The 21,851-nt window shown below is 61.8% G+C and carries 25 protein-coding genes; 16 read left to right on the top strand and 9 right to left on the bottom strand.

Translation table 11 applies throughout. The annotated features are described in order from the left end of the window. Positions 1-49: 49 nt before the first annotated feature. On the bottom strand, positions 50-454 hold the full coding sequence (locus tag EOC94_RS28060; protein WP_126105283.1) for a Kazal-type serine protease inhibitor: 405 nt from the start codon (positions 452-454) through the stop codon (positions 50-52). 515 nt (positions 455-969) lie between these two features. On the opposite strand from EOC94_RS28060, the gene EOC94_RS28055 reads away from it, so the two are divergent. The 3 genes from EOC94_RS28055 to EOC94_RS28045 all read left to right on the top strand — a co-directional run bounded on the left by EOC94_RS28055 (position 970) and on the right by EOC94_RS28045 (position 2,290). Next, positions 970-1,182: a cold-shock protein gene (locus EOC94_RS28055; protein WP_023799871.1), complete on the top strand. Its 213-nt coding sequence runs from the start codon at positions 970-972 to the stop codon at positions 1,180-1,182. Between the two features lie 255 nt (positions 1,183-1,437). Beyond that, positions 1,438-1,650 (top strand): cold-shock protein, encoded by a 213-nt coding sequence (locus EOC94_RS28050; RefSeq protein ID WP_006202521.1) that lies wholly within the window; start codon positions 1,438-1,440, stop codon positions 1,648-1,650. Positions 1,651-1,867: 217 nt separating this feature from the next. Beyond that, on the top strand, positions 1,868-2,290 hold the full coding sequence (locus EOC94_RS28045; RefSeq protein ID WP_095488854.1) for a BA14K family protein: 423 nt from the start codon (positions 1,868-1,870) through the stop codon (positions 2,288-2,290). Positions 2,291-2,494: 204 nt separating this feature from the next. On the opposite strand, the gene EOC94_RS28040 is transcribed toward EOC94_RS28045, so the two are convergent. The 3 genes from EOC94_RS28040 to EOC94_RS28030 form a co-directional block, all read right to left on the bottom strand. After that, positions 2,495-3,136, bottom strand: a complete 642-nt coding sequence (locus EOC94_RS28040; protein ID WP_095488853.1) for an MBL fold metallo-hydrolase — start codon at positions 3,134-3,136, stop codon at positions 2,495-2,497. 123 nt (positions 3,137-3,259) lie between these two features. Beyond that, positions 3,260-3,577 carry a hypothetical protein gene (locus EOC94_RS28035; protein WP_095488852.1) on the bottom strand — a complete coding sequence of 106 codons (318 nt, stop codon included), beginning with the start codon at positions 3,575-3,577 and terminating at the stop codon, positions 3,260-3,262. Positions 3,578-3,722: 145 nt separating this feature from the next. Then, positions 3,723-4,616, bottom strand: a complete 894-nt coding sequence (locus tag EOC94_RS28030) for a branched-chain amino acid aminotransferase (protein ID WP_127294691.1) — start codon at positions 4,614-4,616, stop codon at positions 3,723-3,725. Positions 4,617-4,864: 248 nt separating this feature from the next. Here EOC94_RS28030 and EOC94_RS28025 point away from each other — a divergent pair, with 248 nt between their 5' ends. From EOC94_RS28025 to EOC94_RS28010, 4 genes are all read left to right on the top strand, one after another. Then, positions 4,865-5,398 carry a MarR family transcriptional regulator gene (locus EOC94_RS28025; protein WP_164547134.1) on the top strand — a complete coding sequence of 178 codons (534 nt, stop codon included), beginning with the start codon at positions 4,865-4,867 and terminating at the stop codon, positions 5,396-5,398. After that, on the top strand, positions 5,385-6,104 hold the full coding sequence (locus EOC94_RS28020; protein ID WP_036261013.1) for a response regulator transcription factor: 720 nt from the start codon (positions 5,385-5,387) through the stop codon (positions 6,102-6,104). The genes EOC94_RS28025 and EOC94_RS28020 overlap by 14 nt, the downstream gene beginning before the upstream one ends. A 131-nt stretch (positions 6,105-6,235) precedes the next feature. Beyond that, positions 6,236-7,648, top strand: a complete 1,413-nt coding sequence (locus EOC94_RS28015; protein WP_127294689.1) for an ATP-binding protein — start codon at positions 6,236-6,238, stop codon at positions 7,646-7,648. Between the two features lie 281 nt (positions 7,649-7,929). After that, a complete protein-coding gene (locus EOC94_RS28010) occupies positions 7,930-9,015 on the top strand; it encodes a glycosyltransferase family 1 protein (RefSeq protein ID WP_245465667.1) in 1,086 nt (361 codons plus the stop codon). Positions 9,016-9,183: 168 nt separating this feature from the next. On the opposite strand, the gene EOC94_RS28005 is transcribed toward EOC94_RS28010, so the two are convergent. The 3 genes from EOC94_RS28005 to EOC94_RS27995 form a co-directional block, all read right to left on the bottom strand. Next, positions 9,184-9,543, bottom strand: a complete 360-nt coding sequence (locus tag EOC94_RS28005) for a tRNA-binding protein (RefSeq protein WP_095488848.1) — start codon at positions 9,541-9,543, stop codon at positions 9,184-9,186. Between the two features lie 18 nt (positions 9,544-9,561). Next, positions 9,562-10,062 carry a YbjN domain-containing protein gene (locus tag EOC94_RS28000; protein WP_095488847.1) on the bottom strand — a complete coding sequence of 167 codons (501 nt, stop codon included), beginning with the start codon at positions 10,060-10,062 and terminating at the stop codon, positions 9,562-9,564. Positions 10,063-10,480: 418 nt separating this feature from the next. After that, positions 10,481-10,783: an accessory factor UbiK family protein gene (locus EOC94_RS27995; protein ID WP_095488846.1), complete on the bottom strand. Its 303-nt coding sequence runs from the start codon at positions 10,781-10,783 to the stop codon at positions 10,481-10,483. Between the two features lie 132 nt (positions 10,784-10,915). Between EOC94_RS27995 and lgt the strand changes: the two genes are divergently transcribed. The 6 genes from lgt to EOC94_RS27965 all read left to right on the top strand — a co-directional run bounded on the left by lgt (position 10,916) and on the right by EOC94_RS27965 (position 16,665). After that, on the top strand, positions 10,916-11,770 hold the full coding sequence (gene lgt / locus EOC94_RS27990) for a prolipoprotein diacylglyceryl transferase (protein ID WP_127294687.1): 855 nt from the start codon (positions 10,916-10,918) through the stop codon (positions 11,768-11,770). Next, positions 11,767-12,855: a class I SAM-dependent methyltransferase gene (locus tag EOC94_RS27985; protein WP_126105279.1), complete on the top strand. Its 1,089-nt coding sequence runs from the start codon at positions 11,767-11,769 to the stop codon at positions 12,853-12,855. The genes lgt and EOC94_RS27985 overlap by 4 nt, the downstream gene beginning before the upstream one ends. A 116-nt stretch (positions 12,856-12,971) precedes the next feature. Continuing rightward, the gene (gene pgeF / locus EOC94_RS27980; RefSeq protein WP_127294685.1) at positions 12,972-13,766 is read left to right on the top strand and encodes a peptidoglycan editing factor PgeF; all 795 of its coding nucleotides are present in this window, start codon (positions 12,972-12,974) and stop codon (positions 13,764-13,766) included. Beyond that, complete coding sequence (locus EOC94_RS27975) at positions 13,766-14,917, top strand: Xaa-Pro peptidase family protein (RefSeq protein WP_095488843.1); 1,152 nt, start codon at positions 13,766-13,768, stop codon at positions 14,915-14,917. The genes pgeF and EOC94_RS27975 overlap by 1 nt, the downstream gene beginning before the upstream one ends. A 54-nt stretch (positions 14,918-14,971) precedes the next feature. Continuing rightward, positions 14,972-15,574, top strand: a complete 603-nt coding sequence (locus EOC94_RS27970) for a hypothetical protein (RefSeq protein WP_095488842.1) — start codon at positions 14,972-14,974, stop codon at positions 15,572-15,574. 155 nt (positions 15,575-15,729) lie between these two features. Further along, on the top strand, positions 15,730-16,665 hold the full coding sequence (locus EOC94_RS27965) for a ribose-phosphate pyrophosphokinase (protein ID WP_127294683.1): 936 nt from the start codon (positions 15,730-15,732) through the stop codon (positions 16,663-16,665). A 187-nt stretch (positions 16,666-16,852) separates the two neighbouring features. Here EOC94_RS27965 and EOC94_RS27960 read toward each other — a convergent pair whose 3' ends face one another. After that, positions 16,853-17,725 carry a helix-turn-helix transcriptional regulator gene (locus EOC94_RS27960; protein WP_127294681.1) on the bottom strand — a complete coding sequence of 291 codons (873 nt, stop codon included), beginning with the start codon at positions 17,723-17,725 and terminating at the stop codon, positions 16,853-16,855. Positions 17,726-17,848: 123 nt separating this feature from the next. Here EOC94_RS27960 and EOC94_RS27955 point away from each other — a divergent pair, with 123 nt between their 5' ends. Together EOC94_RS27955 and EOC94_RS27950 are read left to right on the top strand one after the other, a co-directional pair. Continuing rightward, positions 17,849-19,099, top strand: a complete 1,251-nt coding sequence (locus EOC94_RS27955) for an MFS transporter (protein WP_167391104.1) — start codon at positions 17,849-17,851, stop codon at positions 19,097-19,099. 141 nt (positions 19,100-19,240) lie between these two features. Further along, entirely contained in the window at positions 19,241-20,416 is a 1,176-nt protein-coding gene (locus tag EOC94_RS27950; protein ID WP_348627408.1) for an FAD-dependent monooxygenase, read from the top strand. Between the two features lie 82 nt (positions 20,417-20,498). Here EOC94_RS27950 and EOC94_RS27945 read toward each other — a convergent pair whose 3' ends face one another. Further along, positions 20,499-21,098, bottom strand: a complete 600-nt coding sequence (locus EOC94_RS27945; protein WP_095488838.1) for a TetR/AcrR family transcriptional regulator — start codon at positions 21,096-21,098, stop codon at positions 20,499-20,501. A 50-nt stretch (positions 21,099-21,148) separates the two neighbouring features. Between EOC94_RS27945 and EOC94_RS27940 the strand changes: the two genes are divergently transcribed. Continuing rightward, entirely contained in the window at positions 21,149-21,709 is a 561-nt protein-coding gene (locus EOC94_RS27940) for an anthrone oxygenase family protein (protein WP_348627407.1), read from the top strand. Positions 21,710-21,851: the final 142 nt, after the last annotated feature.

Raw genomic sequence — 21,851 nt, 5'->3', positions numbered from 1 at the left:
GTTGATAGATGGGCCCCTCCCCGTCGCCGGACGGGGAGGAAACCAGCCCTTAGCAGGGGCCGTCTTCGACGATGCGATAATCGGCGGCGCGGGCCTCGCATGCGTTGGGGAAGGTGCGCAGGTCGCCACGGCGGCGTGCGCAGACAGGGGCATACTCGCGGGTGCAGAATGTCTGCTCCTCATCACCACCGCCACCGCCGTCACGGCACTGGCCGTCGCGGATGATGCGATACCCGGCTCGCTCGGCAAGGCAGGCATTGGCGAAGGTCTGGCGGTCGCCGCCACGCCGGGCGCAGACCGGATCATATTGCTTGGTGCAGAATTGCGGCCCGGGCCTTGGCGGACGGTACCCCGGTCCTTCGTCCACCACCACCGCGGTGCAGGCCGCAAGAACTGCCGACAGCAACAGGATGGCAAAACCCTGCCGCGAGAAGATTGCCGCAAGAAATTTCATGACTATACCTCCCTCAAGCCCCGCTCCAATGCATGTCGCCCAAAGCATGCCCACGGGCCTGATCCGAGGGTGCGCAGCGGTTTTGGGATAACGACATGCACAAGAAAATGCAAAACGCGCTCTACTCCAAGCCGATCCTCGCCATTCCACCGCCAAATGCAACCCCTGTTTGCAAGCTCTCAGCCCGCTGGACCATGCGTGGGCGGGGACCGGACGAGCACCCCAGCCTATCGGTGCCATGCGTCGGAATGCGCCCGTCGGGAGGCCCGCGGGCGCTACCTTGCAACGATCACCTTTCCGTGCGATAAATTTCGTGTTCGGGCATTTGCGACCCGGAGAGCGGAACGTTTTGGACGACCTTTCCCCGATACTGTGAATCTCTGACGGCCCCGTTTTTCGGCGGGGGGTTTTGACCATGCGCCAATGCATGACTGCCGAAGCAACCACCGGGACTTGCCCACGGCGTCAGGCGGCGGGCAAACCACAAGACTGACACGGGTGAAGGAGTTTCCCCAATGGCCCAGACCGGCACCGTTAAGTTCTTCAACGCAACCAAAGGCTTCGGCTTCATCACGCCAGATGACGGCGCCAAGGACGTGTTCGTCCACATCTCCGCGATCGAGGCTTCGGGCCTGCGCACGCTCGTTGATGGCCAGAAGGTCACCTTCGATGTCGAGCCGGACCGGATGGGCAAGGGGCCGAAGGCGGTCAATCTCCGCGCCGACTGAACCGTCGCGCGCACGTCCGCTCGGACGTGCTCAGGGACTGTGCCTGAGGTCTCCACAGGCCTTGTGCCGGCTTTCAGCGCCGGATCCGAGTTTTCGAAGGCGCGGCGGTTTTCGTCGCGCCTTTTTTCGTGCCCGGGTGGGCAAGCCAATGCGCGCAAAACTTTCTCTTGCCGATGACGCTAAAATAAACGACAAATTTCCACTCGGGCATTTGCCGGCCCGAGACTGGACTTGATGGGATCAAAGGAGCTTCCCATGCCGCAGACCGGCACCGTCAAATTCTTCAATCATGCCAAAGGCTTCGGCTTCATCACGCCGGATGATGGCGCGAAGGATGTCTTCGTCCACATTTCGGCCGTGCAGGCGTCGGGTCTTCCCGGTCTTGAGGATGGGCAGAAGGTAACATTCGACACCGAGCCGGACAAGCGCGGCAAGGGTCCGAAAGCCGTCAACCTGTCGATCGGCTGAGCCGGGATCGAGACAGCATCGGACGGATTCCGCAGGGCAAGTCCGCTCCTTGTTGAGCGTGCGATATTTGTGGCTCGCGCCAAGCCTGATCGATGAATGTCGACTGGTCCCAGCCCGCCAATTTCGTTCAGCCCCCGTTCAGCCACGGTCGCCTACTAGTCTTCGATAAGCCGGACCGCATCCCCAAATTATCCGGGCCGGCACGAAGGAGACCGACATGAACCGAATTTTCAAGACCACCATCCTGTCCGCCGCGATTGTCGCGACCACGCTCGCGACCTTGCCCGCGGCCAGCGCCGGCGACTGGCGCCACCGGCACCACCATCGTGGCAATGGCAATGGCGACGCGATCGCGGCAGGCGTCCTTGGCCTCGCGGCCGGCGCCCTGATCGTTGGTGCGCTCAACAACCCGCAGCCCAGCTATTACGATCCCGGCTATGATGATTATGGGCGTTATCCACGGCCAGCCCCGGTGCGCCGCTACTACGCGGAACCGCGGGTCGCCTATAATGATGGTTACGCCGAGCCATGGACCCGTGGCTGGTATGAATATTGTTCGGATCGCTATCGCTCGTTCAACTCCCGGACCGGCACGTTCACCGGCTATGACGGCGAACAGCATTTCTGCACCGCCAACTAATACATGTCGCCCAAAAGCATGCGCACGGGCCTGACCCCAGGGTGCATAGCGGTTTTGGGATAAAGGCCTTAAAGCGCAAAGCGCTTTAAGGCCTCCCCAGCCCTAAAAAAGCGCTGTCCGCATGGCCAGCGCTTTTTTGTTGTCGGCATGCGCAAGACAAGGGCCTGACGCGCATCGCATGAGGCGCCTCAGATGCGACGCGCTTTAAATCAGGAATGGATTGCTCCGGCGCTCCTCACCGAAGCGACCGCCGGGACCATGGCCGCAGATGAAGCCGACGTCGTCGCCGAGTGGCAAAAGCTTGTCCTTGATCGACGCGATCAGCGCGGCGTGGTCGCCGCCCGGCAGGTCGGTGCGCCCGACAGACCCACGGAACAGCACGTCGCCAACATGGGCGAACTTCGCAGCGCGATTGTAGTAGACGACATGGCCGGGCGCGTGGCCCGGGCAATGAAAGACCTCGAACGCGTGCTGGCCGAACGAGACGGTATCGCCTTCGCTGAGAAAGCGGTCGGGCATGCAATTGCGCACCGGATCGGTGATGCCGTAGAGTTTTGCCTGGTTCTCGAGGTTGGCAAGCAATGGACGGTCGGCCTCATGCGGGCCGATGATCTGGACGCCGAGCGCCTCCTTCAGCTCCATGGCGCCGCCGGCATGGTCGATATGACCATGCGTGATCCAGATCGCGCCGGCGTTGATCGCGTTATCCTTTAGCACCGCCAGCACCTTGTCGATGTCGCCGCCCGGATCGACGACGACGCCTTGTCTGTCGTCCATGTCGAAGAGGATGGTGCAGTTTTGCTGGAAGGCCGTGACCGGCACGATACTGGCATTGAGCTGACCCATGATCGTCCTTTCGCTGCGTCGCCCCTGATGTAGAGACACATGCAAACGGCGTCCACCGTTGGCACGGACACAAAAGAAATGGGCGGCCGAAGCCGCCCATGCGAAAGCCCGAAACCGCCAAGCTTACTTCTTCATCGCATTCATGACCGCGCCGATGATGGCCGTCAGAATGGCGCCACCACCGGCACCGCCGACGATGTTTTGCAGATTCAGCGCGCTGCCCAATCCGCTAGTTGCCGCTGCGGCTGCAGCCGGATCGATCGTACCGCCGCCGAGCAGGCTGCCGAGGATCGCCGCGCCGCCGACGCCGCCAACGGCGCCGCCCAGAATTTTGGGAAGCTGACCCATTGCCGCTGTCTTGATCGCCGCGCCAACCGCCTGACCACCGATGATACCCGTAATCACCTGAATAATGATCGGAAGAAGCGTGTTCATGTCCATGTTACCAGTCCCTCCATAGCTGCCAGCCTCCCGGGCCGACACCATCATGAGACGCCGAATTGGACGAAAGTCAAATGCAGAAGTGCTTAAATAAAAGGGGCAGCCCGAAAACTGCCCCTACTTGTTAAAAAAGCTGTGACTTTCGTTATTCTGCGGCGATCGCATGCTTGGGTTGAACGGCCGCAGAATAGTCGTTCATCAGAGTCTTGGCGATTTCACCCACCTCGAATCGGTATTGACCGATCTCTGAAACGGGCGTCACCTCGGCCGCGGTCCCGGTGAGGAAGCACTGCTGGAAGCCTTCGAGCTCTTCCGGCATAATGGTGCGCTCGATCACCTTAAAGCCGCGATCCTTGGCAAGACCAATGACTGTACGGCGGGTGATGCCGTCGAGGAAGCAGTCGGGGGTGGGTGTGTGGATCTTGCCGTCCTTGACGAAGAAGATATTGGCGCCGGTCGCTTCCGCAACCTGGCCGCGCCAGTCGAGCATCATGGCGTCGGCATAGCCCTTGGCTTCGGCGGCATGCTTGGACATGGTGCAGATCATGTAGAGGCCGGCAGCCTTCGATTTCGACGGCGCAGTGCGCGGATCGGGGCGGCGCCATTCGGCCAGATCGAGACGGATGCCCTTCAGCTTCTGTGCCGGATCGAAATAGCTCGGCCACTGCCAGATGGCGATGGCGCAGTTGATCCGGCTGTTTTGCGCCGAAACGCCCATTTGTTCGCTGCCGCGCCAGGCGATCGGCCGGACATAGGCATCCTGAAAGCCCTGCTTCTTCAACAGCGTGCGGCAGGCGTCGTCGATCTCGGCAACCGAATAGGGAATCTTGAAGCCGAGCAGGCGTGCCGATTCATGCAGGCGCTCGCTGTGGTCGGTCAGTTTGAAAATCTCGCCGCCATAGGCGCGCTCGCCCTCGAACACCGCGCTGGCGTAGTGCAGGCCATGGGTCAACACGTGGATCTTGGCGTCGGCCCATTTGACGAACTCGCCGTTCATCCAGATAAAGCCGTCCATTTGGTCAAAGGGAACGGATGCCATGGTAACCTCCCGCGGGCGGCCGCCCGCACATCGTTGTGTCGTTGCGCGTTTCTTATCAGCCGCACCGGGCGGCCGGTATCTCGAAGCGTAGGCGGATATATAAGGTCTGGCAAACACAGGAAGTTCCGGAAAAACGGCTTTCCCTTGCCTTTTCGTTCGCAATCCGCCGAAAAGCTTGTCAAAAATTACCATTGCCGGGAAATTACGTCAATAGTACTGACATAATTTCCCTTTCGCACGGAGAAAAGATGACGGATCGCAGCCACCCAGCCGGAAAACCGATCAGGACGGCGGTCACCGACGAGGACGGCATCGACTTTGCCATCATCGAATTGTTCTTCTTCGCCTATCGCGATTTTACCTCCGATCCGGACCAGATCCTGTCCGATTATGGCTTCGGCCGCGCCCATCACCGGGTTCTGCATTTCGTCAATCGCAGGCCGGGCCTGACGGTCGCCGAACTCCTCGACGTGCTGAAGATCACCAAGCAGAGCCTGGCACGCGTGCTCAAGCAACTGATCGACACCGATCATGTCGTCCAGTTGCAGGGCCCGCGCGACCGCCGCCAGCGCGAACTCTATCCGACGGCCAAGGGCCGCGCCTTGGCGCTGGCGCTGGCACGGCCACAGTCGCGCCGCATCCATGCTGCATTGGAAGATTTCGGAGCCACCGAACGCGCCTTGATCGAACGCTTCCTGGAAGCGATGGTCAATCCGGAACTAAGGGCGCAGATCGACATTGTGCCCGCAAAAATGTCAGGGAAAAGCCATGGAGACCATTGAAAGGGTTGATCAACCGGCAGCACCGGATGATGATGCGCCGCATCTGCTGGTGATCGATGACGATACCCGTATCCGCAATCTTCTCAAACAATATCTGACCGAAAACGGCTTTCGCGTCACCGTTGCCGGAAATTCCGGCGAAGCGCGGCGCAAGCTCGCCGGCCTCGATTTCGACCTGCTCGTGCTCGATATCATGATGCCGGGCGAAACCGGCGTCGACCTCGCCAAGGCGCTGCGGGCGACCAAGAACGTGCCGATCCTGATGCTTACCGCGCTTTCCGAGACCGACAGCCGGATCACCGGGCTCGAGGCCGGCGCCGACGACTATCTGCCGAAGCCTTTCGATCCCCGCGAATTGATCCTGCGCATCAACAACATCCTGCGCCGCGGCGGTCCGGCAACGACGCCCAAGGTCGAGCAACTGGTCTTCGGCCCTTACACCTTCCAGATCGCCAGGCGGGAGCTCAAGCGCGGCGGCGAGGCTCTGAAGCTGACGGACCGCGAGCAGGAGATCCTGGCGATCTTCGCGGCGCGGGCCGGCGAAACGATACCGCGCCATGAACTTGTCGGCGACGAGTCCGAAGTCGGCGAGCGCACCATCGACGTCCAGATCAACAGGCTGCGCCGCAAGATCGAACGCGATCCGTCCAACCCGGTCTGGCTGCAGACCGTGCGTGGTATTGGGTATCGGCTCAGCGTGGAATAGACTGCCGCAATGCATGTCGCCGAAAAGTGCGAAGCGGTTTTGGGACGACGACATGCATAAAGTCGAAAATTGCAAGCGCAGCACTGCGCTTGCGGGTCCCTTGTTGAGCTGCAGATGGGCAAAAAGGGCGAATGGCGACCACGCAACTGGAACGGCCGGAAGATAGCGGCTTGAGCGCTCGCGCCAGGCGGGCGCTGAAGGCGGTGCCGCTTGCCTGGAAACGGTTCTGGCGCCTCGTTTCGCTTTACATGCCGAAGCGGCTCTATGCCCGCTCGCTGATCATCGTCATCGCACCGATGATCCTGCTGCAATCGGTCCTCGCCTTTGTCTTCATGGAACGCCACTGGCAGACTGTGACGCAGCGCCTGTCGCAGGCCACGGTCCGCGACATTGCCGCGATCGTCGACCTGGTTGAAACCTATCCGAACGACGCCGACTACGCCAATATCATCCGCATCGCGCAGGATCGCATGCAGCTGAAGATCGACTTGCTTCCGCCCGATCCGCTGCCAGCGCCCGGTCCAAAGCCGTTCTTCTCGATCCTCGACGAAATTCTCTCGTCCGAGATCACCCATCAGATCAACCGGCCGTTCTGGATCGACACGGTCGGCAATTCCAATATCATCGAGGTCCGCGTCCAGCTCGAGGGCAAGGTGCTGCGCGCCTTCGTGCGCCGCAGCCAGGCCTATGCCTCGAACACGCACATTTTCCTGATCTGGATGGTCGGCACCTCGCTGGTGCTGCTGATGATCGCCATCCCTTTCCTGCGCAACCAGATCCGGCCGATCCTGACGCTGGCCGAGGCCGCCGAAAGTTTCGGCAAGGGCCGGCCGATGCCGCGCGATTTCCGTCCGCGCGGCGCCGAGGAGGTCCGCCGCGCCGGCTTTGCCTTCATCCAGATGCGCGAACGCATCGAACGCCAGCTCGAACAGCGCACCGCTATGCTGACCGGCGTCAGCCACGATTTGAGAACCATCCTCACTCGCTTCAAGCTGCAGCTTGCGCTGACCGGGACCAAGGCCGACACCGAGGCGCTCGGCCAGGACATCGATGACATGCAGTCTATGCTGGAAGGCTATCTCGCCTTTGCCCGCGGCGAGGCAGCGGAAGACGCCGGCCGTTTCAATCTTGAAGCGTATTTCGAAAAGCTGGGCGAGGAGGCCACGCTGCGCAAGCGCAAACTGTCGACCGCGCTCGCCGGCGATCCAAATGTGCATGTGCGGCCCCACGCCTTTGCCCGGCTGTTGTCCAATATCGTCGGCAACGCCTTCCGTTACGCCAAGACGGTTGAAATCAACGCCAATCATGGCCGCGGCTCGCTGCTCGTCACCATCGACGACGACGGTCCGGGCATTCCGCCCGAAAAGCGCGAGGACGTGTTCAAGCCTTTCGTGCGGCTTGACGAGGCCCGCAACCTCGACGCCAGCGGCACCGGCCTTGGCCTTGCCATCGCACGCGACATAGCCCGCAGCCATGGCGGCGATATCATGCTGGACAAGAGCCCGCTCGGCGGCTTGCGCGCCGTCATCAAGGTTCCGGCCTGATTAGAGCGACGTGCGTCCAGTTGGACGCACAAAGTACGCTCTAACACTTTGAACCTACGCACCGTGCTTTCCGAACCGAAGGTCAGCGCAGCAAAAATCGAATTCGATTTTCGGGACGACGCGCTGCTTTTCTGGCAGCTGCGGACGACCGCCGGTTTGCGCCTTCATCGGCCCGTCATGAAACCATGCTGAAGAGCGCGCATGAAGCGTGCGATCCTGATTGATTCGGCCTTGCGGCCTCGCATCAAGGAAACCGACGACATTTCAAGCAAAGGGCTGCTATGCGCATCCTGATGGTCACCGACGCCTGGCGCCCGCAAGTCAACGGCGTCGTCCACACGCTGGAGCGGCTTTCGGAAACCCTGAAATCCTTCGACGTCGAGACGGACTTCCTGACCCCGAACATCTTTCGCACCTTGCCCCTGCCTACCTATCCGGACATCCGGCTGGCGCTGACGACGCCGGGCCATGTCGCGCGCCTGATCGAAGCGCGCAATGCCGATCATATCCATATCGTCACCGAAGGCCCGCTCGGCATCATGGCGCGGCGCTATTGTCGCAAGGCAGGCCGGCCGTTCACGACGAGCTATCACACGCGCTTCCCGGAATATCTTAGCGCGCGGCTGCCTATACCGGAGGCCTGGGCCTACCGCTGGCTTCGCGATTTCCACAATTCCGGACAGGGCACGCTGGTCGCCACCCAGTCGCTGGCGGACGATCTATCGGCACGCGGCTTCACCAAGCTGAGGCCATGGACGCGCGGCGTCGACACCGACCATTTCCGGCCGGACAAGAGGAAGGAACTGGGGCTCAAGGGACCGATCTTCCTCTGCGTCGGCCGCGTCGCGATCGAAAAGAACCTAGCCGCCTTCCTCGATCTCGACCTGCCCGGCAGCAAGGTGATCGTCGGCGAGGGGCCGGAGTTGGCCAGGCTCAAGGCCAGATACCCCGCTGCCCATTTCCTTGGCCACCGCCCGAATGACGAACTGGCCGAGATCTACGCCTCGGCCGATGTCTTCGTCTTCCCCAGCCGCACCGACACATTCGGCAATGTCATCATCGAGGCGCTGGCCAGCGGCACGCCGGTCGCAGCCTATCCGGTGACGGGGCCAATCGACATTGTCGGCGACGGGGTTGGCGGAGCGGTGTCGAATGATTTGCGTGAGGCAGCGCTCGCCGCGCTCCACGTCGACCGCGCTGAGGCGCGCGAACGGGCAATGCGCTATAGCTGGAAAGCCTGCGCGGAAATGTTTCTGGAGGCGGTTGAAGAGGCGCTGGGCACCACGCGCAAACTGACACCACCTTTCGTCATCCACGGGCGAAGCGGCGGCGAAGCCGACGCGCAGACCCGAGGATCCATGCCGTGACCTGCGAGCGACCCCTTCGGTGAAGAACTTGTTGGGTTGAGGCGACGAGCCGCACTTGCCCCACAGGAGCGGCCAGAACAACGCGATTCTGGACCGTCCTACTCTTCGACCACTGCTACGGCATGGATTCTCGGGGTTGCGCGTCCGCTTCGCCCGTGGATGACGAAGCTAAAATAATCGGCCGCCATCCGGCACCTTGCGTTCGATCGCGCCAAGCACGACGGCGCCCTCCTCGTCGGGAAAGCCAAGCGTCAGCACTTCCGACATGAAGGGGCCGATCTGCCGCGGCGCAAAATTGACCACCGCGAAGACCTGTCGGCCGACCAGCGTCTCGGGCGCATAATATTTGGTGATCTGCGCCGACGATTTCTTCACACCGATGTCAGCGCCGAAATCGATCTTCAGCTTGATCGCCGGCTTTCGCGCCTCGGGAAACGGCTCGGCTTCGATAATCGTGCCGGCGCGGATATCGACACGGTCGAAATCGGCGAAGCTGATCTCGGGCTTGCGCTGGCTGCTCGAGCTCATTGATGGTCAGGACCTGGCTCAGGCGTTTCCATAGGTCTCGAACAGGACGCCGGCCAGCGCCTCCTTGGCCGAGGTTCCCGACCAGACGACGAACTGGAACGCCTGGAAATAGCATTCGCAGGCTTCCAGCGCCGACGACAACAGCACCTCGACCTGCTGGCTCGACGGCTCGACCCCACCGGCAAGCAGCAGCGACTGGCGGAACATGATCGCGCCTTCCTGTTCCCAGAGGTCGAAATGGCCGAACAGCATCTGCTCGTTGATCAGCGAAAGCAGCCGCATCACTTCGAGCGCGCGCGCCTCCGGCACCTTGATGTCGAAAGCGCAGGCCAGATGCAGCGCCTCGAAATCCTCCATCCAGGAAAATGAGACGTGGTAGTCGGTCCAGCTTCCGGCAACCGAAATCGAAATCTCGTCGTCGCCGGCCCGTTCGAAGGACCAGTCGTTGTTGTGGGCCACCTGCTCGATAACATCCACCGGATGAATTTCGCGAGAGAGGTCGAGTTCGAGAAGTTCCATGGAATGCTTCCTGTCGTTCCTTCGCAACGGCCCGAAAATCGGTTCGATTTTCGGAAAGCACGATGCGAACGTTCAAAGTTCTAGAGCGTACTTTGTGCGTCCAAGTGGACGCACGTCGCTCTAGTGAGCGCCACACGCTCCGCTGGCACACACAACGAACAATCTTGTCTAGAACTCGGACGGCCGGGACTTCGTCAACGCAAAGACCCCAGACCGGACCCCACCGCCCGGCGCATGACCCTGCTTCGAATCATGCAACAAATTCAGTCTATTGATCGGGAGTCGCGTGACCAGCCCAATTTTTCGCACTGCGTCATTCGCATGTGGAAAGCCTCTGTCACGAAGATTCACGCAATGCCGGTAAGCGATTCACGACAAAGCGCTTTTTGCGATTGTGCTTTGTGGAAAAGTTTAACGATTATTTTTTTGATCTGGGCTTTGCCGCAGCCGCAGGCGCGGCCTGCCCGGTCAATTCGGTGAGCTTTGCCTCAAGCGCTTCGAGGCGCGCAGCAAGGCGGGTGTTTTCTTCCCTGGCCTTCGCCGCCATATCGCGTGCGGCCTCGAATTCTTCGCGCTGCACCAGGTCCATCGAGTTGAGAACGCGCTCGGCCTGCCCCTTGAAAGCGGTTTCCACTTCGCGCCGCACCCCTTGCGCGGCACCCGCGGCGTCGGTCATCAGCTTGGCGAATTCATCGAGAATGCGGTTCGGTCCGGTCGACATGGCAAATCCTCGCTTGGTCGATTTGACGTAGTGGCGCGCGACCCGGAATGCAAGCATCCACGTCGCCTTGACCCCGCCAAAACCCTGCCGCATGGTCCGCGCCCGAACGTGATCCGCAACCGGGAGATCCTGTTGAGCGAGTATCTTATGCTGCCGCTGGCGGCCCTGCCCTTCCCCAACATTGACCCGGTCATCGTCCGGATCGGACCGCTGGCGGTGCACTGGTATGGCGTCGGCTACATCGTCGGCATTCTCTTCGCCTGGTGGTATGCCAAGCGGCTCGTCACCAATGCTAGGCTCTGGCCCGACGGCACCGTGCCTATGAAGCCCGAGGATCTCGACGACTTCATCGTCTGGGCGGCCATCGGCGTGGTGCTTGGCGGACGCAGTGGCTACGTACTGTTCTACGACCTGCCGCGCTACATTGCCCACCCGCTCGACATTCTTGCCGTCTGGCAGGGCGGCATGTCGTTCCATGGCGGCCTGCTCGGCGTCATTCTCGCCATGACGCTGTTTTCCTGGTCGCGCGGCATCCGCACATGGTCGCTGTTCGACGTGGTTGCAGCCGGCGTGCCGGTCGGCCTTGGTCTCGTCCGCGTGGCGAATTTCATCAACTCCGAGCTCTGGGGCAGGCCGACCGATGTTCCATGGGCGGTCGAATTTCCCAATGGCGGCCCATTTGCGCGCCATCCCAGCCAGCTCTACGAGGCGCTGCTCGAAGGCCTGGTGCTGTTCCTGGTCCTGCGCTTCCTCACCCATTCCAGGCTCAAGCTGAAGACCCCGCGCTTCGTCGGCGGCGCCTTTATCGCCGGCTACGGTCTCTCGCGCATCTTCGTCGAATTCTTCCGCGAGCCCGATCAGCAGCTCGGCTACCTCCTCGGCACCGGCTGGCTGACCATGGGCATGGTGCTGTCGCTACCAATGGTGCTTGCCGGCGTCTGGGCGATGGCGACTGCAAAGCCGGTAACACAGCCCCAGCCGGTATGACCCGGCTGAAAACCCGCATCGTCGAGCTGATCGGTGCGGCGGGACCGATCCCGGTCAACCAATACATGGCGCTTTGCCTGTTCGATCCGCAGGACGGCTACTATACGACGCGCGAGCCGTTCGGGGCTGCCGGCGACTTCGTCACCGCGCCGGAGATCAGCCAGATGTTCGGCGAACTGGTCGCTGTCTGGCTCTACGAAGCCTGGCTGGCGACCGGCCGGCCGATGCCGGTCACCATCGCCGAGATCGGCCCTGGCCGCGGCACGCTGATGAAGGACATGCTGCGCACGCTTTCGCGGCTCGATCCGGCGCTGACCGCCGGCGCATCCTTCGCCATGGTCGAGACCAGCCCGCGGCTGATAGATGTCCAAAAGCAAACGCTTGCCGCCACGCCGGCCACGATCGGTTGGCACGAAAGCACGGGCACGCTGCCGCAGACCCCGCTTTTCATCGTCGGCAACGAATTGTTTGACGCTGTGCCCATCCGACAGTTCGTCCGCGCCGGAACAGGCTGGCGCGAACGGATGATCGGCCTCGACGGCGCGGACGAATTGCACTTCTTCGCCGGCGCCGGCTCGGTCGATCCGACGCTGTTGCCGAACGACGCCGAAAATGCGCCACAGGGCGCGATTGTCGAGGTCGCGCCGGCCCGAGCCGCGCTGATGGCGACCATCGCTGAGCGATTGGCCGGGCTCGGTGGCGCTGGCCTATTCCTCGACTATGGCTATCTCCGGCCAGGGATCGGCGACACGTTGCAGGCCTTGCGCAAGCACGATCACGAAGATGTGCTGGCCAATCCGGGCGAAGCCGATCTCACCGCCCATGTCGATTTCGCCGCCCTTGCCGCGATTGTGCGGGCGCACGGCCTCGATGCCCATCTCTCCACGCAAGGCGAATTCCTGGTGGAAATGGGCCTTCTCGAACGCGCCGGCCAACTCGGCGCCAATGCCGATGAGGCGGCTCGTGAAAAGATTGCAGGCGAGGTCGAGCGCCTCGCCGGCCCGCAAGCCATGGGTGACCTGTTCAAGGTGCTTGCCGTCCTGCCTGCCGAAATCGCCGTTCCGCCCTTTGCACCAGCGGATTGACTTTTCGCTGCCGCCTCTCCCACTCTCCCAACTTCCGACTGTCGCCCAACTTTGGACTTTCGCCCATCTTTGGACTGTAGCTTGACGAAATCGCCCACACGGACAACAACGCCGCCATGCTGAATCAGACCAAACCGGATCCCGTTCGGTCGCACTTGCTGGAGAAGGCGCGGGCGCAAGGCATTCGCCACGGCTATTTCACCCGCGTCGGCGGCGTCTCCAGCGGCATCTATCAGGGCCTCAATATCGGCACCGGCTCGAGCGACGACCAGACGCAGGTAGCCGAGAACCGCCGCCGCGTCGCCGACTGGATGGGCGTGCCTTCAACCCATCTCTTGACCGCCCACCAAATCCATTCGCCCGGCGTCGTCATCGCTAGGGAGCCTTTTCCCGGCGAGCGGCCAAGGGCCGACGCCATCGTCACCGACCGGCCGGGCATCGCCGTCGGCGCCTCGACCGCCGATTGCGGACCGGTCCTGTTCGCCGATGTGGAGGCGCGTATCATCGGTGCGGCCCATGCCGGCTGGAAGGGCGCCTTGTCAGGCGTGCTGGAAAATACCATTGCAGCGATGGAAGGCCTCGGCGCCCGGCGCGAGCGCATCGTCGCCGTTCTCGGTCCTTCCATCGGCCCAGAAAACTATGAGGTCGGGGCGGAATTCGTCGCCCGCTTCGTCGAGGCCGATGCCAACAACATCCGCTACTTCGCGCCGTCGGCGAAGTCGGGACATGCAATGTTCGACCTGAACCTCTATACGGTCGATCGGCTAAGCCGGGCTGGCGTGACCGCCGACGGGCTTAGCCGCTGCACCTACGCCGAGGAGGATCTGTTCTATTCCTACCGGCGCACCACGCATCGCAACGAGCCGGATTACGGGCGGCAGATTTCGGCAATCGTTTTGGAGACAGAATAATGGCGCTGCATTTCGAACGGTCGGAATTTGACGCGCGGCGCGATCGGCTGATGATCGAGATCGCCGAGAAGAAGCTCGATGCCGTCCTGCTGTTTGCGCAGGAGAGCATGTACTGGCTGACCGGCTACGATACGTTCGGCTTCTGCTTCTTCCAGTGCCTGGTGGTGAAGGCAGACGGTTCGATGATCCTGCTGACGCGCTCGGCCGATCTGCGCCAGGCGCGCCACACCTCGATCATCGACAATATCGTGCTGTGGACCGACCGCGACGGCGCCAATCCGGCGATTGACCTGCGCAATTTGCTCAACGACCTCGACCTGCTCGGCGCCCGCATCGGCGTCGAATACGACACCCACGGCCTGACCGCCTACAACGGCCGGCGCCTGGACGAACAATTGCAGACCTTTGGCCAGATCGCCGACGCTTCCGGCATCGTGAGCCGGCTGCGTCTGTTCAAGAGCCCGGCCGAGATCGCCAAGGCGGAAAAGGCCGCGAGCCTCGCTGACGACGCGCTGGACGCGGCCCTGCCACTGATCAAGCAGGGTGGCGACGAAGCCTTGATCCTTGCCGCCATGCAGGGCGCAATCTTTGCTGGTGGCGGCGACTATCCGGCCAATGAGTTCATCATCGGCTCGGGGGTGGACGCACTGCTTTGCCGCTACAAGGCCGGCCGCCGCAAGCTGACCAAGAACGACCAGCTGACGCTCGAATGGGCCGGCGTCTTCCACCACTATCATGCGGCGATGATGCGCACGGTGCTGACCGGCAAAGTGTCGAAACGTCACCAGGAACTGTTCGATGCGGCGCGCGCCGCGCTTCTGGCCGTCGAGAAGGCGATGACGCCCGGAAATACCTTCGGCGATGTGTTCGACGCGCATGCCCGCACGCTCGAGGCGCACAATTTGACCAAGCACCGTCTCAATGCCTGCGGTTATTCGCTCGGCGCCCGCTTCACTCCGTCATGGATGGACATGCCGATGTTTTATCAGGGCAATCCCGAGCCCATCGCGCCAAACATGACGCTGTTCGCCCACATGATCATCATGGACTCCGAAACCGAGACCGCGATGACGCTTGGCCGCACCTATCTGACGACCGAATCGCAGCCGAAGCCGCTGTCCCGCCATGATCTCGACTTGATCGTGCAGTGAATCCATAATGATAGGGATTCAAAGGGCGTTCATCGCCAAGGAGTTTTGAGGCAAATGAGGCGATCGCATGTGACGACCGTGTCATTGCTCGCGGCGCTGGCGTTGGCCGCCTGCACCAATGCGAAGGACGTTCTCGAACCCTCGGCCATAGCCCCGCAGTCGACACAGGCCGTGCCCGCAGCCGGCACGGCTGCAGCACCGCAGCCTTCCGCGACGGCACAACCTTCCGCCCCTGCACAGCCCGCAACCACGACCGTGCCGCCCGCAAAAAGCGCCGCCGTCATCGCACGAACCCGCCTGCAGGTGGCGCCGATCGTCGGCGCGTCGGTAGAAGCCGCCACACCGTTGACCGCGGAGCTTCAGACGCGAGCCAAGCAGCGCGGCATCATCTTGGCAGGCAGCGCCGGGCAGACCCCAACGCACGTGCTGAAAGGCTATTTCTCGACGATGTCGGAAGGTAAGGATACCACCGTCATCTATGTCTGGGACGTCTATGACCCGGCAGGCAACCGGCTGCATCGCATCAACGGCCAGCAGAAGGCGCCGTCGGTCAATGGTGGCGAAGGCTGGGCTGCTGTCGCGCCGGAGACCATGCAGGCGATCGCCGATCAGACGATCGACCAGTTTGCCACATGGCTTGGCGGTCAGGCGGGCTGACACGTTGCAGGCTGCCCTCGCCGTAAACGTTTATTGAGATTAGCCGGCGGATTCCCGATCACGACGCTTGCAATACCGGCACGGGCCGCTAAAAGCCCGACTTAAGAGGCTCAAGAGAGTCTGCCAGAGTCTCCATCCTTCACCAGGAACGGTGCATGAAGCTTTTCGCGGGCAATTCCAACAGAGTGCTGGCCGAAGCGGTCGCCCGCTATCTCAACATCCCGCTGGGCAAAGCCAGCGTCAGGCGCTTCGCCGATCAGGAGATCTTCGTCGAGATCCAGGAAAATGTGCGCGGCGAGGATGTCTTCGTCCTGCAGTCCACCTCGTTCCCGACCAACGATCACCTGATGGAATTGCTCATCATGATCGATGCCTTCATGCGTTCGTCGGCCAAGCGCATCACGGCGGTCATTCCCTATTTCGGCTATGCCAGGCAAGACCGCCGCGCCTCGGGCCGCACGCCGATCTCGGCCAAGCTGGTCGCCAACATGATCACGCGGGCGGGCGTCGATCGTGTCTTGACGCTGGATCTCCATGCCGGCCAGATTCAGGGCTTTTTCGACATCCCGACCGACAATCTCTTCTCAGTGCCGGTCATGGCCCGCGACGTGAAGGCGAAATACAAGCAGCTTGCCAATGTCATGGTCGTGTCGCCGGATGTCGGTGGCGTGGTCCGCGCCCGCGCGCTCGCCAAGCGCATCGATGCCCAGCTTGCCATCGTCGACAAGCGTCGCGAGCGCCCCGGTGAATCGGAAGTCATGAACGTCATCGGCGACGTGCGCGGCAAGGATTGCCTGCTGATCGACGACATCATCGATTCGGGCGGCACCTTGTGCAATGCCGCCGATGCGCTGCTTGCCGGCGGCGCCACCAGCGTCACCGCCTATACCACCCACGGCGTTTTGTCCGGCGGCGCCATCGCCCGCATCGGCGCCTCGAAGCTGCAGGAACTGGTCATCACAGATTCCATCCAGCCGACCCAGGCGGTGCTCGACGCCAGCAACATCCGCGTCATCTCCATCGCCGACCTAATGGGTGAGGCGATCTCGCGCACGGCGACCGAGGAATCGGTGTCGAGCCTGTTCGACTAGCGCACCGACCACGAAACGATTTTCAGCCCTCGATAGGGATGCTCTCGCACGTATCAAAGCCCACCATCGGGCGCGCCACTCCTAGAGCAATTCCAGGAAAAGTGTGAAACGGTTTTCCGTCCGGAATTGCGCAAAACAAAGAGATAGAGCGGTTCGGCGTTTCCGTGAAACGATGAAGCGCTCTAGGCTACAGGACCCGCGCCGGCACATTGGGCCGGCGAACGCCTTCGCCGGCATCCCGCGCGCCGCGCATATAGCCGCGCGGCGATGCTCCCAGCATGCGCTTGAACATAGTGATGAAGGCCGGCACGCTGTCATAGCCGAGATCGAGCGCCACTCTGGTGATCGGCTCGCCGTCCGCCAGCCGCGGCAAGGCCGCGAACAGGCAGGCCTGCTGGCGCCACGTCGATAGCGACAATCCGGTCTGGCGATGAAAGGAACGGGTGAAGGAACGCCGGCTCATGCCGACGATATCGGCCCATTCGTCGATCGTCGCATGCGGCGAGGGTGCTGCGACGAAGCGCCGGCACAGCGCCGCAAGCTTTGGATCTGAAGGAAAAGGCAGGCCGAGCGGCCGTTCCGGCAGGCTCGGGATTTCATGCAGCAGGAGGCTCATGATCAACCCACCGCGCCCCTCCAGTTCGGCGCCCTGTGGCAACTTTTCCGACTCCACAATCAGGCTGTGCATCAGATCGGTGATTCCGACGACGCGTAAGCCATGCGGCAGCCCCGCAATGGCGTCCGGCATCACATAAACCGAGCGCATGCTGACGTCGCCAAGCATCTCGACGGAATGCTCGGTGCCGGCGGGTATCCACATGGCATGATCGGGAGGCACCATCCAGCGCCCATGCCGCGTCGTCACCAGAACCACGCCGACAAGCGCATGCAGCAACTGGCTGCGGCTATGGCGGTGCCGCGGCACATGGTAGCCGTCGGGGTATTCGGTCGGCAGGGCCACCGCTGGCCCGACGGCCTGCTCCAGCCACTGCCAGCGGCGCTCATGCAACTGCCCGAGATCGCTGTCGCCAGCTTTGAAGATTTCATTGCCGTGCGGCATTGGGTAATGGCCCACTCGCGAAACTATTGGACCAAACCACGAAAGAAGTCGCCCGGCAAGTGACTTATAAGGCAACCGGCTACGCCTGCGGGAGCGCCCGCCAAAAAGTCCACGGAGCATGCCTTGACCGACACGACAGCCACCACCGTCGCCACCCCTGCGACGGCCAGCCACACTTCGGCGCAAGCGACGGCCTTCACCGTCATTCTTGCGGTGAGCTTCTGCCACTGTGTCAACGACATCATGCAGTCGCTGCTGTCGGCCATCTATCCGCTGCTGAAGGACAATTACGGCCTCGATTTCTGGCAGATCGGCCTTTTGACCTTCACCTTCCAGGTGACGGCCTCATTGCTGCAGCCGCTGATCGGCATGGTCACCGACAAGCGGCCGATGCCCTATTCGCTGCCTTACGGCATGGCGGCCTCGCTGATCGGCCTGATCGTGCTGGCCTATGCCGGACATTATTCGCTGCTACTGATCGGCGCGTCGCTGATCGGCATCGGTTCGGCGATCTTTCACCCGGAATCCTCGCGCATCGCCCGTTTCGCCTCGGGCGGCAGGTTCGGCCTGGCGCAATCGCTGTTCCAGGTCGGCGGCAATCTCGGCCAAGCCATAGGGCCGCTGCTGGCTGCCTTCATCGTCGTGCCCTTCGGCCAGACCAGCATAGCGTGGTTTGCCGTCGGCTCGCTGATCGGCATCATCGTGCTGTGGCGGGTCGGCGGCTGGTACAGCCGTCTTCGCGCCTCGCTCGCCAACCGCAAGGCGGCGAGTTTCGTCTCGCCCTTTCCGCGCCGCAAGGTGATGGGCGCGCTGGCGGTGCTGACCTTGCTGGTGCTGACCAAGAACGCCTACGTCGCCAGCCTCGCCAGCTACTACACCTTCTACGCCATCGATAAATTCGGCGTTTCGGTGCAGATGTCGCAGGTCATGCTGTTCCTGTTCCTCGGCGCCTCGGCGCTGGGTATCCTGCTCGGCGGCCCGTTCGGCGACCGCTACGGACAGAAGCCGATGATCTGGTTCTCGATCGTCGGTGTCCTGCCCTTCACGCTGGCCCTGCCCTACGCCAATTTCGAATGGACGATGGTGCTGACCGTGCTGATCGGCCTGATCCTGTCCTCGGCCTTCTCGAACATCGTCGTCTTCGCCCAGGAACTGGTGCCGGGTCGCGTCGGCATGATCGCCGGCATCTTCTTCGGCTTCGCCTTCGGCATGGGCGGCATCGCCGCCGCCGTGCTCGGCGTCGTCGCCGACATGAAAGGCATCGATTTCGTCTTTCAGGTCTGCTCGTATTTGCCGCTGCTCGGGCTGCTGACGGTTTTTCTTCCCAACATGAAGGAAGCGAGGAAGATCGAGGACGACGCCACGATAGGGTGAAGCTTGGGTTGGACCTCGGCTTTCTCCCAAGTCAGGCCGCGCGAAATGGCAACTCGATGGGAACTCGCGCTGTAAGGCGCTCGTTAAGAACGAGGCCAGGATTGGATACACCAATCACAGCGCTACTCAGAATTCTCAGGGATGGAGGTCATGCGGGCAGTCATCGTTGGCGCCGGGATTGCGGGACTTTCGCTTGCCAAGGGGCTTCGGCTCCTTGGCTGGGAGGTCGAGATTTTCGAGCAAGCGAGCGAATTGAAGCCTTTGGGCGCAGGTCTCAGCCTGAGCGCCAACGCGCTTCGGGCTCTGCGCACGCTCGGGCTTTACGATGCGGTTGTGGCCAATGCGCAGGCGATACACCGGCTCGACCTTCTTGACGACAAAGGCCAGGTTCTTCAATCGACGGATTTTCAGCGCTTTAGCCAGCGATACGGTCATCTCAGCATGGCTGTGCTGCACCGAGGCGACCTTCACAAGGCCCTTCTTTCGCAGCTACCCCACTCGATAATTCACACCGATATGGAGTGCGTCGATGCACGTGACTTGGGTGATCGCATCGTTCTACGCTTCGCGAATGAGGAGAGCGTGGGGAGCGATCTGGTGCTCGCCTGCGATGGCATTCACTCCGTGGTTCGCAAGGCGCTGTTTCCGCAATCGAGGGAGCGCTTCGCGCGTTATGTCTGCTGGCGCGCAATCGCGCCAGGCCTTCCACAAGGAATGGACCCCACCCGCCTGACCGAGAGCTGGGGGGCCGGCAAACGGATCGGCCTAGCGGCGATTCCCGGCGAAAGAGTCTACTGGTTTGCCTGCAGCGGCGCCGACCGCGTCGGCGATCCCAAACTGGCGCAGGCCGATCTTGCCGAGGTGCGCGCAATGTTTTCCGGTTTCCACGATCCGATTCCGGAAATCTTCGATCGGACACCTGCCGGCTCGATGATCTGGACGGACATTCTCGATCTCGACCCAATGCCTGCGTTCACCCGCGGCAGGGTGGTCCTGCTTGGCGATGCCGCCCATGCCGTCACCCCTGATCTGGGACAGGGAGCGGGACTCGCGATTGAAGACGCGGCGGTGCTTGCGGCTTTGTTCGGACGGCATCCGATCGGGCAGGCAATCCGCGAATATGACAAGCGTCGCCTCGAAAGGGCGCATCGCGTTGCATCCGAATCGCGTTTTTACGCCGGAGTTGCGCAATTGCGGAACCCGATTGTCGTCCCTCTCCGCAACTTGCTGGTGAAGAGCATCCCTGAGCGTTTCATGGACCGGCAGTTGGATTCGGTTCTCGACATAGACTTCGAGCCGGTCAGGATCGCCGCGTAGCGCCAAGCCTCCATGCATGGCCTTGGAAACCGACCTATTCCTGCTCGCCCTATGCATAACCACAGATCGAGCAATTTTGCCGTCATGTGCTGCAGAGCTTTCTAAATGCACTGATCGCGGCAACCACTCTCGAATGGACATCCTTGTCTGAAGGAACCGGCAGCGTGCTAATGACCCGCCGGATCTGCAGATCACCAATCAGCAGGTTCAAGAACCAATCGGCCGCGATGCGTGCAGATGGCGCGGCGAGCGCGCTGCTCTCCAAGCCGCGCTGGATCAGTTTCTCGATCAGCGGGAATACCGAATCGCGACCACCTGCGGCAATCGTCGCACCCAATTCGCCACTTTCGTCAGAAGCAGCCGCGCGGTTAAGGGAAATTGCCCGCTCGCCAAGCAGCATCGAAAGGAGGATCGGAGCAACATCCTCAAGGGTTACCAGAGGATCGGCTTCGTCCCTGATTGCCGCATCCAGTGCCGCTTTCGTCGTCCTTGCATTGTTCTCGACCATCGTCTTGAACAAGCCCTTCTTATCGCCATACCAGCGATAGAGAGTTTCGTTTGACGCCTTTGCCTCTTTGGCTATGCCAAGCATGGAAGTCCCGCCATAGCCTCTCTCCTTGAGAAGCTTGTAGGCTGCCCTCTCGATCTGTGCTCGACGCGCAGCCTTGGTGTCCTCGCGCATTCCAATCTCCGAAACTGCCAATCTGCGAAACTGCCAAGCTTGGAAACTGCTTGACCAAAACCGTACACGTTTGTACGTGTATGCAAAAGCGTACACGGCGATGCGGTTTGGTGGAAGCAGCGATGCCTGGGATAGTGGTAGGACTGTCGATCACATCGATCATCTTTTGCGGAGCGATTTTTGGATTTTTCTACGCTTGGGTCTGCTCCACAATGTGGGGCCTCGATCAGACTGATCCGCGCGTGGCAATCGAGGCAATGCAAGCGATGAATGCGTCGGTTCGCAACGCCGTGTTCTTTCCGGCATTCTTTCTGACGCCGGTCGTCCTGGGGCTCACGGCTGCCGCGATGCGTTTCGATGGCCGCAAGTCGCCTGCGTTTTGGTTCGCGGCGGCAGCGCTCGTCTATCTGACATCAGGCCTTTTCCTCACATTGACGGTGAACGTGCCAATGAACGAGGCATTGGCCGCAACTGCCATTCCCGACGATATCGAGACTGCGCGCCATATCTGGCAGGATTATTCACAACGATGGCAGTTCTGGAACCAGGCGCGAACCATCGCCTCAGGAATCGCCTTGGCTTTTGCCGGCCTCGGTCTGGTGAGGATGTGACCGGGATCACCTGAGCCGGACGACGCAGCGGCTGGGCGCTTATTCCTGTTCGTTTCGGTCGTATTGCTCCCGGTCACAGAGCCTGGGCCCCCGCACCGCCGAAAATTCAGGTGAGATACTGCCCACCCCCAACGGCTTGCAC

It is taken from the genome of Mesorhizobium sp. M6A.T.Ce.TU.016.01.1.1 (assembly GCF_003997065.1).
GTDB classification, from domain to species: Bacteria; Pseudomonadota; Alphaproteobacteria; order Rhizobiales; family Rhizobiaceae; genus Mesorhizobium; species Mesorhizobium mediterraneum.
This window is presented reverse-complemented; position numbering and strand designations above follow the sequence as displayed.